Genomic DNA, 14,801 nt, shown 5'->3' on the forward strand with positions numbered 1-14,801 from the left:
CCATCGTGGCGCGAGGCCGGGAACCTCGCCACCACACTTGTCCCACTGGGTACCGACTAGGGTGCGGAGTCCTTCTTGTCCTTGGCCAGGGCGTAGGCCTCGGGCGGCGACATCGAGACACCGTTGTAGGTGACCGTGTTCGCCTCGCTCACCGGCACGCACTGAGACTTTTTGGCGCTGCGGGCGTTGGAGTCGGCCAGGGCCTCTTCGCGATCCTTCTTCGTGGACTTCGGGTAGGTGTCGCCACTGGTCCAGTCCTCCCCCAGTACGAGCGTGACGTCGTCGGCGCTCTTGTCGAGAGTCAGCAGCGACGAGGGCATCTTCAGGTCGGCGGCCAGCTGCTGGGCCTGCTCCAGCTGGGGCTTGCGGTAGTGGATGGCCGTGCGCTTCTCCAGATCGCCCGAGGAGGGGTCGGTTTCGGCGGCGTAGCCCTGCTCGCTCAGCACGTCGGTCAGTTCCCCGGCCCGGCCCTCCTGCCCGCCCCGGTTCTGCACCTGCACCGCGAAGTCGCGGCTCACGTCGGCCGCGGCCGTTGCCGTGGCGGTGGTGGTGGCCGCGCTGACCGTGTTCTTGTCCTTCGAGAGCGAGCGGTCCTCGACGATGGTGGAGAACAGCTTCTCGGCGGCCTCGGCCGGCACCACCCGGTTCGGGTCGGTGGGCGCGGCCGTGGTCTGCATGGTGGCGAAGGTGATCCGGTCGGTGTCCACCTTGTTCAGCTCGCCGGCCAGGTCGATCAGCTTGGGGATGCTGTTCAGGCCGCTGTCCACGGTGAGCGCCTTGGTGGCGGCGTCGGCCACACCGAAGAGCTTGGTCGGGTTCAGCAGCGTGCCATTGTCTTTCAGCGCCCGGATCGCCGCGGAAAGGAAAGCGTGCTGGCCGTAGGTTCGGCCCAGGTCGCTGCCGTCGCCGAAACCGTGCCGGGTACGCACGAACTGAAGCGCCGCCTCCCCCTTGAGGGTGTGCTTGCCCTTCGACAGCTTCAGGTGCGAATAGGTGTCGTAGACGTTGTTGTCCACGCACACCTCCACCCCGCCGGTGGCGTCCGACATCGCGATCACCCCGGCGAAGTCGACCAGCACGAAGTGGTCGATGGTGATCCCGGTGAGCTGGTGCACCGCCGCCACCGAGCAGCCCGGGCCGTACGCCAGGCTGCCGTTGATCTGGGCGTAGCGTTCGCCCACGCTGTTGCCCGACTCCGGGTCCTTGCACCCGGGCATCTGGGTCAGCGTGTCGCGCGGCACGCTCATCGCCGTGATGTTGGTGCGGTCGGCCGAAAGGTGCACCAGGATCTGCACGTCGGCGTTCGACGCGGTGTCGTCACAGGCCCCGCCCAGCTTGCAGTTGGCCTCCGACGAGCGCGAGTCGGTGCCGATCACCAGCACGTTGATCGGGAACCGGCCCTGGTCGTCGGCCTTCTGCACGCCCGCGTCGCCGGTGGTGCCGGTGAACAGGGCGGCCGACTCGATGTTGCCGTTCAGCCGCTGGTACACGTACGTGCCGCCGCCCAGGGTGCCGGCCGCCAGAACACCCACGGTTCCCAGGGCGATCTTGCCCCAGGGAGTGAGCCGGACCCGACCTCGGGCGTGCCGTACCGGAGCGTCCCGATGGGGGGTCACGATGCGGTTCTCGGACGGCTCAGGGTTTTCGGGCAGCACAGAGTTTTCGGGCAGCACGGAGCGAGGAGCACGCAGGCATGCTGGGCGAAGCTACCTGAACCGGACCTGAAGGGTGTCCGGGTGGTCACCCGGCCTGGGCCCGGTGCAGCGCCGCGTAGCGCCCGCCCCGGGCCAGCAGCTCGTCGTGCCCGCCGATCTCGGTGATCCGGCCGCCCTCCAGCACCACGATCCGGTCGGCCTGGCGGATGGTGGAGAGCCGGTGCGCCACCACCAGCGTGGTGCAGCCGCCCATCAGCTCGGACAGCGCCTGCTTGACCTGCACCTCCGACTCCGGATCGAGAGCACTGGTGGCCTCGTCCAGCAGCAGGATCCGGGGCCGGCGGATCAGTGCGCGGGCGATCGCGATGCGCTGTCGCTGGCCGCCGGAGAGCCGGGCGCCGCGCTCGCCCACCACGGTGTCCCAGCCGTCGGGCTGACTGGCGATGATGTCCAGGGCCTGGGCCTGCTGCAGGGCCTGGCGGATCCGCTCGTCACTCGCGTCGTCGAGTCCGTAGGCGACGTTGTCGCGGATGCTGCCCTCGAACAGCATCGGTTCCTGCGGCACCACCGAGACGAAGCGGCGCACCGTGCGCAGGTCCAGTTCCTGCATGTCCTGGCCGTCGAGAAGGATGCGGCCCTGGGTGGGCCGGACGAAGCCGAGCACCAGGTTGAGGACCGTGGACTTGCCGGCGCCCGAGGGGCCGACGAAAGCCACCGTCTCGCCCGGCCGGATCTCCAGGTCGACGTCGTGCAGGCTGTCCACCTGGGCGTCGGGGTGCCGGTGCCGGACCCGCTGCAGGCTCAGGGCGCCGGTCACCGCCCCGACCGGCCGCTTGCCCTCGTTGTGCTCCAGGTCGGGCTCGGCCAGCACCTCGGCCACCGAGCGCACCGACTCCACCCCGCGGGCCGCCACCGGCAGCAGGCCGAGGAGCTGGATCAGGCCCTGGGTGAGCAGGGTGAAGTAGGTGGACAGCAGCACCACGTCGCCCGGGCCGATCGGCAGGGCCCCGGTGAGGGAGAACACCGCGGCCAGGGCCAGGCACAGCACGCCCAGGAACTGCATGCTCACCCACGACATCGAGGCCGTGTGCCCGTTCAGCATGTCCAGCTTCAGCGCCTCGCGCCGCACCTTCTCCACGCCACCGGCCACCCGGTCCACCGCGGTCTGCTCCAGGCCGTGGGCCCGGGTGACCGGGATCAGCGAGGCCATCTCGCCCACCCGGGCGGCCAGGCCCTCCATCTCCAGCCGGAAGCGCTCGTTGCGGGTGCGCGAGCGTTTGGCCACGGTGTAGCGGATCAGCAGGGCGAGCGGCACGGTGAGCAGGTAGACCGGCAGGAACTGGGGCACCAGCACCGCGGTCATGGCCATCGCGCCGATCACCACCATCGTGGCCGACAGCAGCGGGTGGGTGACCTGCTGCAGCATCAGCTCGATGTTCTCGACGTCGCGCACCAGTTTGTTCTGCACCACCGCGGAGGTGGAGCGGGCGTGGAAGCCGATCGAGAGGGTCTGCAGCCGGCCGGCCAGCACGTTGCGCAGCTCGGCGCCGGTGTCGCGGACGACCATCATGAAGTTGCGGGTGTAGACGAGGTGGTTGGGGTAGTTCTGGGCCAGCAGCAGCACGGCCAGGCCGAGCCAGCCCAGCACGGTGCTGGTCCGGCCGCCCTCGGCCACCGTGTCGATGATCGCCGCGGTGATCACCGGGAGCATCCACATCGGGATCTCCTTGAGCACGAAGGCCCCGATCGCCAAGGCCATCCGCCCGGGGCGGCGGGCGAGCAGGCGGATCAGCGAACGGACGGGGTGGCCGGCGTCGATGATCTGCGCCGGGTCGGTGAGGTGGTCGGGGTTTCCGGAAAGCGCTTGCCCAGACATTGCCTCAGTCTAGGCGGGATCGGACCCGGGACCGACAGTTACGGCCGGCCTGATCTTTTGACTCGTGTCTACCCGAGCAGCAGCCGCGCGACCGCCACCAGACCGACCACGACGATGAACGCGCGCAACCCGGCAGGGGGCAGACGACGGGCCAGATGCCCACCCACCACACCACCCGCCGCACTGCCGGACGCGATCAGCCCGGCCACCAGCCAGTCCACCTCGCCGGCCGCCGTGATCACGAAGACCAGGGCCGCGATCGTCCCGGTACAGGTCGCCAGCACGTTCTTGACGCCGTTCGCATACTGCAGGTCGCTGGTCAGCAGCCAACCCAGCAGGCCCATCAGCAGAACCCCCTGAGCCGCACCGAAGTAGCCGCCGTAGATCGCGGTGAGGAACACGGCGATGACCAGAGCCCTCAACTGCGCACGACTCTTCGCGGCGGCGGCGCGGCGGCTCAGCCGGGGCTGCAGCACGATCAGCACCAGAGCAGCGACGATCAGTACGGGTACCACCGCCTCGAACGCCTTCGCCGGCAGGACGAGCAGCAGCACGGCCCCTACGATCCCGCCGGCCACCGAGGCCGGGAGCAGGCGAGCCAGGATCGCGCGGCGACCGGCCAGCTCCCGGCGGTAGACCCAGGTGCCGGCGAGACTGGCCGGCACCAGGCCGATGCTGTTCGAGATGTTGGCCGTGACCGGAGGAAACCCCAGGGCCAGCAACACCGGAAAGGTGATCAGGGTGCCGGAGCCCACGGCTGCGTTGATCGCCCCGGCCACCAGTCCGGCCAGCAGAACCAGGCCACATTGCCACCACTCCATGTTGGCGACCCTAGACCGAGGTCCGTCCGCTGATTCACCCTGCTTTCTCAGTGGGTGAGAATCTGCTCCCACGACGGCTCGAACGGCTTGGCCAGCAAGGGCATCCCGGCCTCGGCCGGCGTGCGGTCGCGCTTGCGGTGGTTGCACCGCCCGCACGCGGCCACCGTGTTCAGCCAGCTGTCCGCGCCGCCCCGGGATCGCGGCAGCACGTGGTCGACGGTGCTGGCCCGGGCGCCGCAGTAGGCGCAGGTGTGGCCGTCGCGGGTCAGCAGGGCCCGGCGGGACCAGGGCGGCCGGGCCCGGTGACGCCAGCGCATGGCCACGTACCTGAGCAGCCGCACCACCTTCGGGCGGGGCCAGGGGCCCATCGGCCGCCCGGCCGCCACTTCCTCCACCACCGCCACCTGCCGGACCAGCATGCGCACCGCATGCGGCAGGGAGACGTAATGCAGACGCTCGTAGGAAGCGTTCAGCACCAGAACTGTGGTCACCAAGACACCTCCTCACAAGGGTCTTCTCGTACTGGGAATCGAAAAAGGCGCCACCCCCGGAATGTCGGGAGCGGCGCCTGAGGGCTGATGTCAGCGGGTCAGGGCAGGCCGTTCCCGGGCCGGGCCTCGGCGCGGCTCCAGAGCGTGATCGAGGCACACCCGGACGGGCCAACCGGCAGGGGGTTACCCAGGAAGAGCATGTCCACCTCGATCACCTCCTTCCGGCCGTCGGCCGATCGGGTCACTCAGCACCGGCACGGACCGGGCTGCGCGAACAGGCTGGCAAGTCGGTGCAGGTCGGGGCCAGGCATTTACCGGTCTCGGGCCGAGGCGACCTGAGGGTGAGCCTGGTCTCGCCCGGGTGACCTAGCCGCTACGGAGTGTGGTCGCTCATCATTCGGGTGTGACTGTGTTCGCCACCCCCGAGCCCACCTGGTCCGCCATGACCGCCGCTCTCGACGAGGAGCCCGGCGACGAGGGCTGGGCCTTCAAGCTGGCCGTGCAGTGCCGCGACCACCTGCGCCGCGCCCTGCAGCAGGCCGACGGCGGCGCCCTGGTGCCCGGCCCGGCACCCACCGAGTGGGCGCGGGACCCGGGCCGGCGGGCGCCCCGCCGCGCCGAGCACGCCGTCAAGACGCGGCGCACGGGAAAGGACGTCCCGGGTGGCCCGAGCGGTCCGGGTGGCTACTTCACCCGCTGGCACATCCTGCTCGGGGTGCTCATCGCCCACGAGTACGAGCAGGCCCGGCAGGAGGCCCCGGCCTGGACCCGGCGGCTGCGGATGCACAAGGACTGGGTGCACCCCTTCCCGCAGATGTCCGACAGCCAGGTCCGCAGCGCCACCCCGGATTGGCTGGCCGCCCGCGGGATCTACATCCACAAGCAGGTCATCGCGCCCTGACCCGATGCCGGGCGCGGAAGCCGATTAAGTAATCGCTTAAGTCACCGTTGACAGCCCCGGCGGGACCGGCCCCAATGAGGGGGCCGGTCGACGAAGGGGTCACACGCATGCAGGTTCCCGGGCAGTTCGAGTACGAGCGCGCCACCAGCGTGGAGCACGCCATCGGCCTGCTCGACCGGCTGGGCGAGGGGGCGCGCCTGGTGGCCGGCGGGCACAGCCTGCTGCCGATGATGAAGCTGCGCCTGGCGAACTTCGACTACCTGATCGACATCAACGACCTGCACGCCGAGCTCGGCCACATCACCGTCGAGCCCGGGCAGATCCGGATCGGCGCCCTCACCCGGCATCGCGAGCTGCTCGAATCCAGCGCCCTGGCCGAGACTTTCCCGATCTTCGCGGACGCCGAGCGGGTGATCGCCGACCCGATCGTGCGCAACCGGGGCACCCTGGGCGGCTCCCTGTGCCAGGCCGACCCCTCCGAGGACCTCTCGGCGGTCTGCACCACGCTCGACGCCAGCTGCGTGATCCGCGGCCAGGACGGCGAGCGGGTGGTGTCGATGGAGGACTTCCACCGCGGCCCCTACGAGACCGCCGTCGGCGACTCGGAGATGCTGGTCGAGGTGCGCCTGCCGGTGCGGCCGGGTGGTTCCAGCGCCTACGAGAAGGTGGAGCGCCGGGCCGGTGACTGGGCCGTGGTGTCGGCCGGCGCGGCGGTCTGGCTCGAGAACGGGGTGATCGCGGACGCCCGGGTGGGCCTGGCCGCGGTCGGCCCCAACACCGCCGGTCTGCCGGAGATCTCGGCCGCACTGCGCGGGCGGCAGCCTTCGGAGGCGCTGTTCGAGGAGGCCGGTGAGATCGCGGCCCGCAGCTGCAGCCCAGCCACCGACACCCGCGGTTCCGAGAGCTACAAACGTCATCTGGCGAAGGAACTCACCCGGCGCACCCTGCGCCGCGCAGTCTCCCGTATCTCCGGCGACACCGAAGGGCGCTGATCCGATGAAGGTTTCGTTGACCGTCAACGGTGAGGAAGTCACCCGGGAGGTCGAGGGCCGGCTGCTGCTGGTGCACTTCCTGCGCGACCACCTCGGGCTGACCGGCACCCACTGGGGCTGCGACACCAGCAACTGCGGTACCTGCGTGGTCTGGCTGGACGAGGAGCCGGTGAAGTCGTGCACCGTGCTGGCCGCCATGGCCGGTGGCCACGAGGTGCGCACGGTGGAGGGCCTGGAGCGCGACGGTGAGCTCGACCCGGTACAGAAGGGCTTCATGGCCTGCCACGGCCTGCAGTGCGGCTTCTGCACCCCAGGGATGATGATGACCGCCCGGGCCCTGCTCGACCGCGACCCGGATCCCTCGGAAAGCACCATCCGGGAGGCCATCTCGGGGCAGATCTGCCGCTGCACCGGGTACGCCACCATCGTGCGCTCGGTGCAGTGGGCGGCCGCGCACGAGGCTGCCGAGCAGGCCACGGGGCAGGAGGCGTCGGCGTGACCACCCTCGAAGAAAGCACCGACAACGACCAGAAGCCGGTCGGGCACGGCCGGATGCTGCGCAAGGAGGACCCGCGGTTCGTGCGCGGGCGCGGGCGCTACTGCGACGACGTGCAACTGCCGGGCATGCTGCACCTGGCCATCCTGCGCTCGCCGGTGGCGCACGCGCGGATCGTCAGCATCGACACCACCGCCGCCGAGGCCATGCCCCGGGTCAAGGCCGTGGTCACCGGGGCCGCGCTGGCCGAGAAGGGCCTGGCCTGGATGCCGACCCTCTCCAGCGACGTGCAGGCGGTGCTGGCCACCGACAAGGTGCGCTTCCAGGGGCAGGAGGTGGCGTTCGTGGTGGCCGAGGACCACTACGCCGCCCGCGACGCCCTGGAACTGATCGACGTCGAGTACGACATCCTCGACCCGGTGGTGGACGTGCGCACCGCCCTGGCGCCCGACGCCCCGGTGATCCGCACCGACCTCGAGGGCAAGACGAACAACCACTGCTTCGACTGGGAGACCGGCGACCGACAGGCGACTGAGGACGCCTTCGAGCGCGCCGACGTGGTGGTCACCGAGGACATGGTCTACCCCCGGGTGCACCCGGCGCCGATGGAGACCTGCGGCGCGGTGGCCGACTACGACCGGATCGACGGCAAGCTCACGCTCTGGTCGACCACCCAGGCCCCGCACGCCCACCGCACGCTCTACGCCATCGTCGCGGGCCTGCCCGAGCACAAGATCCGGGTAATCTCCCCCGACATCGGCGGCGGCTTCGGCAACAAGGTGCCGATCTACCCCGGCTACGTCTGCGCGATCGTCGCCTCGATCGTCACCGGCAAGCCGGTGAAGTGGATGGAGGACCGCTCGGAGAACCTGATCAGCACCGGCTTCGCCCGCGACTACGTGATGCGCGGCGAGATCGCGGCCACCCGCGAGGGGAAGATCCTGGCGATCCGCACCCACGTGCTGGCCGACCACGGCGCCTTCAACGGCACCGCCGCCCCGGTGAAGTACCCGGCCGGCTTCTTCGGGGTGTTCACCGGCAGCTACGACATCGAGGCGGCCTACTGCTCGATGACCGCCGTGTACACCAACAAGGCACCGGGCGGGGTGGCCTACGCCTGCTCGTTCCGGATCACCGAGGCGGTGTACCTGGTCGAGCGGATGGTCGACTGCCTGGCCTACGACCTGAAGATCGACCCGGTGGAGCTACGGCTGCGGAACCTGTTGCGGCCCGAGCAGTTCCCCTACACGAGCAAGACCGGCTGGGTGTACGACTCGGGCAACTACGAGCCCACCCTGCGCGAGGCCCTGCGGATCGCCGGCTACGAGGAGCTGCGCCGCGAGCAGGCGGCCAAGCGCGAGCGCGGTGAGCTGATGGGCATCGGCGTGGCCTTCTTCACCGAGGCAGTGGGGGCCGGCCCGCGCAAGGACATGGACATCCTGGGCCTGGGCATGGCCGACGGGTGCGAACTGCGGGTGCACCCGACCGGCAAGGCGGTGGTGCGGCTCTCGGTGCAGTCCCAGGGCCAGGGCCACGAGACCACGTTCGCCCAGATCGTGGCCGAGGAGATCGGCATCCCGCCGGACGACATCGACGTGGTGCACGGCGACACCGACAACACCCCGTTCGGGCTGGGCACCTACGGCAGCCGCTCCACCCCGGTCTCCGGGGCGGCGGCCGCCCTGGTGGCCCGCAAGGTGCGGGACAAGGCCCGGATCATCGCCTCCGGCATGCTCGAGGTCTCGGTGGCCGACCTGGACTGGGTGAAGGGCTCGTTCCAGGTCAAGGGCGACCCGGGCAAGTCGGTCACGATCCAGGAGATCGCGATGCGCGCCCACGGGGCCGGTGACCTGCCCGACGGGCTGGAGGGTGGCCTGGAGGCGCAGATCTGCTACAACCCGTCCAATCTCACCTACCCGCACGGCGCCTACATCTGCGTGGTCGACATCGACCCGGGTACCGCCGTGGTCAAGGTGCGCCGGTTCGTGGCGGTGGACGACTGCGGCACCCGGATCAACCCGATGATCATCGAGGGGCAGGTGCACGGCGGCCTGACCGACGGCGTGGGCATGGCCCTGATGGAGATGATCAGCTTCGACGAGGACGGCAACTGCCTGGGCGGTTCGCTGATGGACTACCTGATCCCGACCGCGCTCGAGACCCCGGACTGGGAGACCGGTTTCACCGTGACCCCGTCGCCGCACCACCCGATCGGCGCCAAGGGGGTGGGTGAGTCGGCCACCGTCGGCTCGCCCCCGGCCATCGTCAACGCCGTGGTGGACGCGCTGAAGCCGTTCGGGGTGCGGCACGCCGACATGCCGCTGACGCCGTCCCGGGTGTGGGAGACCATGCAGGGCAACCACACCCCACCGATCTGATGTCGGTCACCGAGAGGGTCGAGGAGCTGACCCGGCAGCGCGTGCCGTTCGTGCGCGCCACCGTGGTGCGGGCCCAGGTGCCCTCCTCGGCCCGGGCCGGCGACGAGGCGATCGTGCTGCTGGACGGCTCGATCGAGGGTTTCGTGGGCGGCCAGTGCGCGGAGAGCTCGGTCCGGACGGCCGCTTTGGGGACGCTCGCGGCCGGGGAGACGTTGTTGCTGCGGGTCCTGCCCGAGGAGGTCGGGTTCCCGGAAACCCCTGGCGCGCAGGTGGTGGTGAACCCGTGTCTGTCCGGTGGGGCTCTGGAGATCTTCCTGCGGCCGGTGCTGCCGCCCCCGCTGGTCGAGGTGGTCGGCACCACGCCGGTGGCCGAGGCGGTGGTCCGGATCGGCGAGCTGCTCGGCTACAGCATGAGCGGGTCCGGCGCGGCCCGGCCCGACGCGGTGGTGATCGCCTCGCACGGCCGCGACGACGAGGCCGCAGTGATCCGCTCGGCCCTGGACACCGGGGTGGCTCATGTGGCGCTGGTCGCCAGCCGCCGGCGCGGTGAGGCGGTGCTGGACGAACTGGGGCTCGACCCGGAACAGCGCAAGCGGGTGAGCACACCGGCGGGCCTGTGGATCGGGGCCCGGACGGCGCCGGAGGTGGCCCTGTCGATCATGGCCGAGGTGGTGGCGGCCGTGCGCCTCACTCCGCAGGCGGCCGAGAACCCGACCACGGCGGTGGATCCGATCTGCGGCATGGAGGTGACGCCCGGACCGTCGGCCCTGTACCTGGATCTCGACGGGGTCCGGACCTGGTTCTGCGGCGAGGGTTGCCGGGTGCGTTTCCAGGCTGAGCACGCGGCCCGGGCCCAGACCGGATGAGCTCACCGTTCCGCGACGCCGAGCACGTCCGGCAGGCCCTCGACCAGCACGACCACCTGATCGACGAGGGCCTGGCCACCGCGCTGTACCTGGCGCTGGCCCTGGAACGGCCGATCCTGCTGGAAGGTGAGCCGGGGGTGGGCAAGACGGCCACCGCACAGGCTCTGGCCCGGGCCCTGGACACGGTGCTGATCCGGCTGCAGTGCTACGAGGGCCTGACCTCCGGTGAGGCCCTTTACGAGTGGAACTACCAGCGTCAGCTGCTGGCGGTCCGGCTGGCCGAGGCCTCGGGCCAGAAGATCGGCGAGGCCGACCTGTTCTCGGCCCAGTTCCTGCTGGAAAGGCCGGTGCTGCAGGCGGTGCGGCACTCCGGTCCCACTCCCCCGGTGCTGCTGATCGACGAGATCGACCGGGCCGACGACGAGTTCGAGGCCATGCTGTTCGAGTTCCTCGGCGAGGGCGCGGTCACCGTGCCGGAACTGGGCACGTTCACCGCCGCCCGCCGACCGGTGGTCGTGCTCACCTCCAATCGCAGCCGGGAACTGCACGACGCCCTGCGCCGGCGCTGCCTGTACCACTGGATCGCCTTCCCCACCCCGGAGCGCGCCGCTGAGATCCTGCGCCGCCGCGTGCCTTCCGCCACGCAGCCGCTGATCGGTTCGGTCAGCCGGTTCGTGGCCGGGGTGCGAGGGCTGGACCTGGACAAGGCCCCGGGCCTGGCCGAGTCGATCGACTGGCTCGCCGCCCTGAGCGCGCTGGGCGCGGCCGACCTGGTGCGCGAGGACGTGATCCGGACCCTGGGCGCGCTGGCCAAGACCCCGGACGACACCGCCGTCGTGATCGGCGCCCTGGACCCGCTGCTGGAGGTAACCCCGTGAGGATCGACAACGAGTTCACCGTCGCGACCACCGTGGACGAGGCCTGGCGGGTGCTCACCGACCTGGCCGGCATCGCCCCCTGCATGCCCGGGGCCCGGCTCACCGGGGTGGAGGGTGACGTCTACTCCGGCCGGGTCAAGGTCAAGGTGGGCCCGGTGATCAGCGAGTACGCCGGCACCGCACGGTTCGTGGAGAAGGACGACACGGCCTACCGGGCGGTGATCGACGCCAAGGGCCGCGACTCCCGGGGTGCGGGCAACGCCGCCGCCACCATCCACGCCGGTCTGCGCCCCGACCCCGAGGACGGCGGCCGCACCATCGTCACGGTCGGCACCGATCTGAGCATCAGCGGCAAGATCGCCCAGTTCGGCAGCGGCATGATCAAGGACGTCTCCACCCGGCTGCTCGGGCAGTTCGCCGAGAACCTGGAGGCCAAGCTGCGGGCGGAGGAGGAGACCCGGGCCGTCGTCCCCGAACCGAACCCGGCCGAGACACCGGCCGAGACCAGCTCGCCGCAACCGGTCGTCGCCGCGACCGAGGACGAGACGCTCGACCTGCTCAGCCTGGCCGGCACCTCGATCCGCCGCCGCGCCGTGGCCGCCGGGGCCGCAGCTGCGGCGGTCATCGCCATCATCGTCTACTTCGCGGTGAAGTGAATGCTGCGCGGCGTCGACACCGCCGCCTTCGTGGTCTCGCTGGCCACCCGGTTGCGTTCCGCGGGCGCCTCGGTCGGGATGACCGCAATTGAGGACGCGGGTCGCGCCCTGGTTCTCGCACCGCCCCTTTCGCGTTCACACCTGTACTGGACGACCCGGACCACCCTGATCCGCCGGCACGACGACCTGGCCGTGTTCGACCGGGTGTTCGCGGCCGTCTTCGACGACGCCGTCCTGCCCGTGACTCCCCCGGCCCGGCGCTCCGCCTCGGGCACCAACCAGGCCGTGCCGAGCTCGCCGGAGACCTCAGGTTCCGAGACCGACTCCGGGTTGCCCTGGGCCACCCTGCCTCCGGTGGTGGCCGAGGCCGAGGACTCCGAAAGCCCGCTCCAGATACCGCATCGGCTGCCCAGCCACCTCGCCGAGCGCGCCACCCAGCCGTTCGAACAACTCAGCGAGAACGACCTGCGCCAGCTCGGCGCCTGGCTGGAGAACACGATCGCCCAGTGGCCGACCCGCCGTTCCCGCCGCGTGTCCCCACGACCGGACGGACGGCAGATCACGCTGCGCCACACCATGATCCGGGCCCGCCGCACAGCCTGGGAACCGGTGGAACTGGTGCGCGTGAAGCCGCGGACCAAGCCCCGGCGGGTGGTGATGCTGTGCGATGTCAGCGGTTCCATGCAGGCCCCCTCGGTGGCCTATCTGCACCTGATGCGGGCCCTCGTTCTGCGAACCGACGCCGAAGCGTTCGCCTTCGCCACCTCACTCACCCGGCTCACGAACGTCCTCAAACAGGGGTCTGTCACCGACGCCTGGTCGCGGGCCGAGACCACCGTGACCGACCGCTTCGGCGGCACCCGGATCACAGCGAATCTGCAGGCTCTGCTCGGTTCTCATCACGGCGGGCTGCTGCGCGGGGCCGTGGTGCTCCTGGCCAGCGACGGCTGGGACAGCGATCCTGCGCAGCAGATGAGCGCCGTGATGGCCCGGCTGCGACGGCGTGCGCATCGGGTGATCTGGATCAATCCCCGCGCTGAGGCAACGGGTTTCGAGCCCAAGGTGGCCACCATGGCCGCTGCCCTGCCGCACTGCCATGCTCTGCTGCCGGCCGGTTCGTTCGCCTCGCTGGCCCGGGTGCTTACCGAGATCCCGCAGATCAGCTCCAGAGGGTCACATGGATCGAGGGCCGGAAGCGCCCGGCCGTGACCCCGGTCCCGCGCAGCATCGCCTGGGCCGCGCGCGGGGTGCTCACGAACCGGGTCAGCTCGGCCGCCTCCGGCACCGAACCCGCGCCGGTCAGCGACATCGCCGCCCAGGTGCCGTTGCCGGGGGTGACCGGCGGGCCGAGGCGCACCAGATCTCCCCGGGCGATGTCCTGGCCGACCGCGAAGGCCGGCGCCAGCGTCACGCCCTTGCCCCGCTTCACCTCTTCCAACGCGGCGGCGTGACTCTGGAAGATCTGCTGCTGCTGTTCCGGCACCCGTAAGCGCCGCAGCAGCCCCGGGACCACGCCGATGGCGCCGATCGCCGAAGGGCCGAGCAGCCAGGTCTGCTCGCGCAACCGGCCCGGGCCGGGCCGCAGTTCGCCGAGCGGGTGCTGCGCACCGACCACCACGGCGACCTGGAAGTTCAGGAACGGCTGACGGCAGATCGCCTCGTCCAGCGCCGGCGGCTGCGGGCCGATGGCCACGTCGGCGGCGCGGGTCAGCAGCATCTCGCCGAACTCGTGGGGGCTGCACACGCCGAGCTCGACGTCCAGGTCCTTGGCCCGCCCGGCGAAGAGTTCCAGCAGGCCCGGCGCCGCGTACTCGGCGAACAGGCTGGAGGCCGCCACCCGCAGGAACCGCCGCCCCCGGCCGGCCCGGCTGACCTCGAGCACGGTGCGGTCCTGCAGGCCGAGCAGTTCGGCCGAGCGACTGGCGAGACGGAGTCCGCCGGGAGTGAAGGCCAGACCGGCCGCGGTCGGGGTGAACAGCCGGTCACCCAGCTCCCGGCGCAGCTGGCCGACGTGCGCGGACACGGCGGCCTCACTCACCCCGAGATCGGCGGCCGCCTTCTTCACCGAGCCCAGCCGGACGATGGCGGTGAAGGCGCGCAGTTGCGTTGGCGTCACGACTGGGCATCTCCCCGGCGAGTCCCCCGTTTGGCTCAGTCACGGTATCCCTCAAGTGCCTGCGGCCAAAGCGACACCGACCGCTCGGCGCGCTTGGTCCAGCGCCGCATCGTCACCACCGGCATTCAGCACCACCAGAGTGCCCTCGTACACCAGATGCACGTGCCCGCCCACCGCCGGATCGCCGGTCAGGTCGTCGAAGAGGGCGCGCATCCACGCCTTCTCCGCCCGGATCACCGGCACCGCGGGATGCTCGTCGGCACCCAGCTCGGCGTAGGCGTTCACGAAGGCGCACCCCCGACGTTCGGTGCCCAGCCACGTCTCCAGTGCCTCGAACACCGCCAGCACCTGCTGCTCGCGCGGCGCCGAGCGGTCGAGGAAGGTCTGCAGGTGCTCGCGCCAGCGCTGGGCGCGTCGCCGCAGGTACAGCGCGACCAGGGCGTCTTTCGAGCCGAACCGGTTGTACAGCGTCTTCTTGGTGGTGCCCGCGGTCTCGGCGATCAGATCGACACCGACCGCCCGCACCCCACGCTCGTAGAACAGCTGCGCCGCGGCCTCCAGCAGACGGGTTCCGGCACTGGTCAGAGGCGGTAGCGGCTGCAGCACGGCCCGCAGGGGCTCGGGAGTGCGCTCGTCGAGCTCGGTGATCATCGGTCTCCTCGCGGTCCGGGTGCA

General features: G+C 70.9%; 15 protein-coding genes. 8 read left to right on the forward strand and 7 right to left on the reverse strand.

Going from position 1 to position 14,801, the window contains the following annotated elements; translation table 11 throughout:
- Positions 1-56: 56 nt before the first annotated feature.
- The 5 genes from QSK18_RS10790 to QSK18_RS10810 all read right to left on the reverse strand — a co-directional run bounded on the left by QSK18_RS10790 (position 57) and on the right by QSK18_RS10810 (position 5,088).
- Entirely contained in the window at positions 57-1,616 is a 1,560-nt protein-coding gene (locus tag QSK18_RS10790; RefSeq protein WP_232810564.1) for an LCP family protein, read from the reverse strand.
- A gap of 124 nt (positions 1,617-1,740) precedes the next feature.
- The gene (locus QSK18_RS10795; RefSeq protein WP_285618349.1) at positions 1,741-3,531 is read right to left on the reverse strand and encodes an ABC transporter ATP-binding protein; all 1,791 of its coding nucleotides are present in this window, start codon (positions 3,529-3,531) and stop codon (positions 1,741-1,743) included.
- Between the two features lie 68 nt (positions 3,532-3,599).
- Positions 3,600-4,352 (reverse strand): sulfite exporter TauE/SafE family protein, encoded by a 753-nt coding sequence (locus QSK18_RS10800; RefSeq protein WP_285618351.1) that lies wholly within the window; start codon positions 4,350-4,352, stop codon positions 3,600-3,602.
- 47 nt (positions 4,353-4,399) lie between these two features.
- Complete coding sequence (locus QSK18_RS10805; RefSeq protein WP_285618353.1) at positions 4,400-4,843, reverse strand: HNH endonuclease; 444 nt, start codon at positions 4,841-4,843, stop codon at positions 4,400-4,402.
- 98 nt (positions 4,844-4,941) lie between these two features.
- The gene (locus tag QSK18_RS10810) at positions 4,942-5,088 is read right to left on the reverse strand and encodes a hypothetical protein (RefSeq protein WP_285618354.1); all 147 of its coding nucleotides are present in this window, start codon (positions 5,086-5,088) and stop codon (positions 4,942-4,944) included.
- A gap of 158 nt (positions 5,089-5,246) precedes the next feature.
- Between QSK18_RS10810 and QSK18_RS10815 the strand changes: the two genes are divergently transcribed.
- The 8 genes from QSK18_RS10815 to QSK18_RS10850 all read left to right on the forward strand — a co-directional run bounded on the left by QSK18_RS10815 (position 5,247) and on the right by QSK18_RS10850 (position 13,219).
- On the forward strand, positions 5,247-5,744 hold the full coding sequence (locus tag QSK18_RS10815) for a hypothetical protein (protein ID WP_285618357.1): 498 nt from the start codon (positions 5,247-5,249) through the stop codon (positions 5,742-5,744).
- A 107-nt stretch (positions 5,745-5,851) separates the two neighbouring features.
- Positions 5,852-6,736 (forward strand): FAD binding domain-containing protein, encoded by an 885-nt coding sequence (locus QSK18_RS10820; RefSeq protein ID WP_285618359.1) that lies wholly within the window; start codon positions 5,852-5,854, stop codon positions 6,734-6,736.
- Between the two features lie 4 nt (positions 6,737-6,740).
- Positions 6,741-7,235: a (2Fe-2S)-binding protein gene (locus tag QSK18_RS10825; protein WP_285618361.1), complete on the forward strand. Its 495-nt coding sequence runs from the start codon at positions 6,741-6,743 to the stop codon at positions 7,233-7,235.
- Positions 7,236-7,288: 53 nt separating this feature from the next.
- On the forward strand, positions 7,289-9,610 hold the full coding sequence (locus QSK18_RS10830) for an aerobic carbon-monoxide dehydrogenase large subunit (RefSeq protein WP_269810049.1): 2,322 nt from the start codon (positions 7,289-7,291) through the stop codon (positions 9,608-9,610).
- Entirely contained in the window at positions 9,610-10,476 is an 867-nt protein-coding gene (locus tag QSK18_RS10835) for an XdhC family protein (RefSeq protein ID WP_232810555.1), read from the forward strand. Before QSK18_RS10830 ends, QSK18_RS10835 begins: the two co-directional genes overlap by 1 nt.
- Positions 10,473-11,354, forward strand: coding sequence for an AAA family ATPase (locus QSK18_RS10840; protein ID WP_232810554.1), 882 nt, complete (start codon positions 10,473-10,475; stop codon positions 11,352-11,354). The genes QSK18_RS10835 and QSK18_RS10840 overlap by 4 nt, the downstream gene beginning before the upstream one ends.
- Complete coding sequence (locus QSK18_RS10845) at positions 11,351-12,010, forward strand: SRPBCC family protein (protein WP_285618382.1); 660 nt, start codon at positions 11,351-11,353, stop codon at positions 12,008-12,010. The genes QSK18_RS10840 and QSK18_RS10845 overlap by 4 nt, the downstream gene beginning before the upstream one ends.
- The gene (locus QSK18_RS10850; RefSeq protein ID WP_232810552.1) at positions 12,011-13,219 is read left to right on the forward strand and encodes a vWA domain-containing protein; all 1,209 of its coding nucleotides are present in this window, start codon (positions 12,011-12,013) and stop codon (positions 13,217-13,219) included.
- Here QSK18_RS10850 and QSK18_RS10855 read toward each other — a convergent pair.
- Entirely contained in the window at positions 13,170-14,126 is a 957-nt protein-coding gene (locus tag QSK18_RS10855) for a LysR family transcriptional regulator (RefSeq protein WP_232810551.1), read from the reverse strand. The genes QSK18_RS10850 and QSK18_RS10855 overlap by 50 nt on opposite strands.
- 51 nt (positions 14,127-14,177) lie before the next feature.
- Positions 14,178-14,777 carry a TetR/AcrR family transcriptional regulator gene (locus QSK18_RS10860; protein WP_285618386.1) on the reverse strand — a complete coding sequence of 200 codons (600 nt, stop codon included), beginning with the start codon at positions 14,775-14,777 and terminating at the stop codon, positions 14,178-14,180.
- Between the last annotated feature and the right edge of the window lie 24 nt (positions 14,778-14,801).

Source organism: Kineosporia sp. NBRC 101677, assembly GCF_030269265.1.
Lineage (GTDB): Bacteria > Actinomycetota > Actinomycetes > Actinomycetales > Kineosporiaceae > Kineosporia > Kineosporia rhizophila.

Coding starts and splice junctions, on each gene's coding strand:
- QSK18_RS10795 (WP_285618349.1), bottom strand. CDS start 3,531: ATGTCTGGGCAAGCGCTTTCCGGAAACCCCGACCACCTCACCGACCCG.
- QSK18_RS10800 (WP_285618351.1), bottom strand. CDS start 4,352: ATGGAGTGGTGGCAATGTGGCCTGGTTCTGCTGGCCGGACTGGTGGCC.
- QSK18_RS10820 (WP_285618359.1), top strand. CDS start 5,852: ATGCAGGTTCCCGGGCAGTTCGAGTACGAGCGCGCCACCAGCGTGGAG.
- QSK18_RS10825 (WP_285618361.1), top strand. CDS start 6,741: ATGAAGGTTTCGTTGACCGTCAACGGTGAGGAAGTCACCCGGGAGGTC.
- QSK18_RS10830 (WP_269810049.1), top strand. CDS start 7,289: ATGCTGCGCAAGGAGGACCCGCGGTTCGTGCGCGGGCGCGGGCGCTAC.
- QSK18_RS10835 (WP_232810555.1), top strand. CDS start 9,610: ATGTCGGTCACCGAGAGGGTCGAGGAGCTGACCCGGCAGCGCGTGCCG.
- QSK18_RS10840 (WP_232810554.1), top strand. CDS start 10,473: ATGAGCTCACCGTTCCGCGACGCCGAGCACGTCCGGCAGGCCCTCGAC.
- QSK18_RS10850 (WP_232810552.1), top strand. CDS start 12,011: ATGCTGCGCGGCGTCGACACCGCCGCCTTCGTGGTCTCGCTGGCCACC.
- QSK18_RS10860 (WP_285618386.1), bottom strand. CDS start 14,777: ATGATCACCGAGCTCGACGAGCGCACTCCCGAGCCCCTGCGGGCCGTG.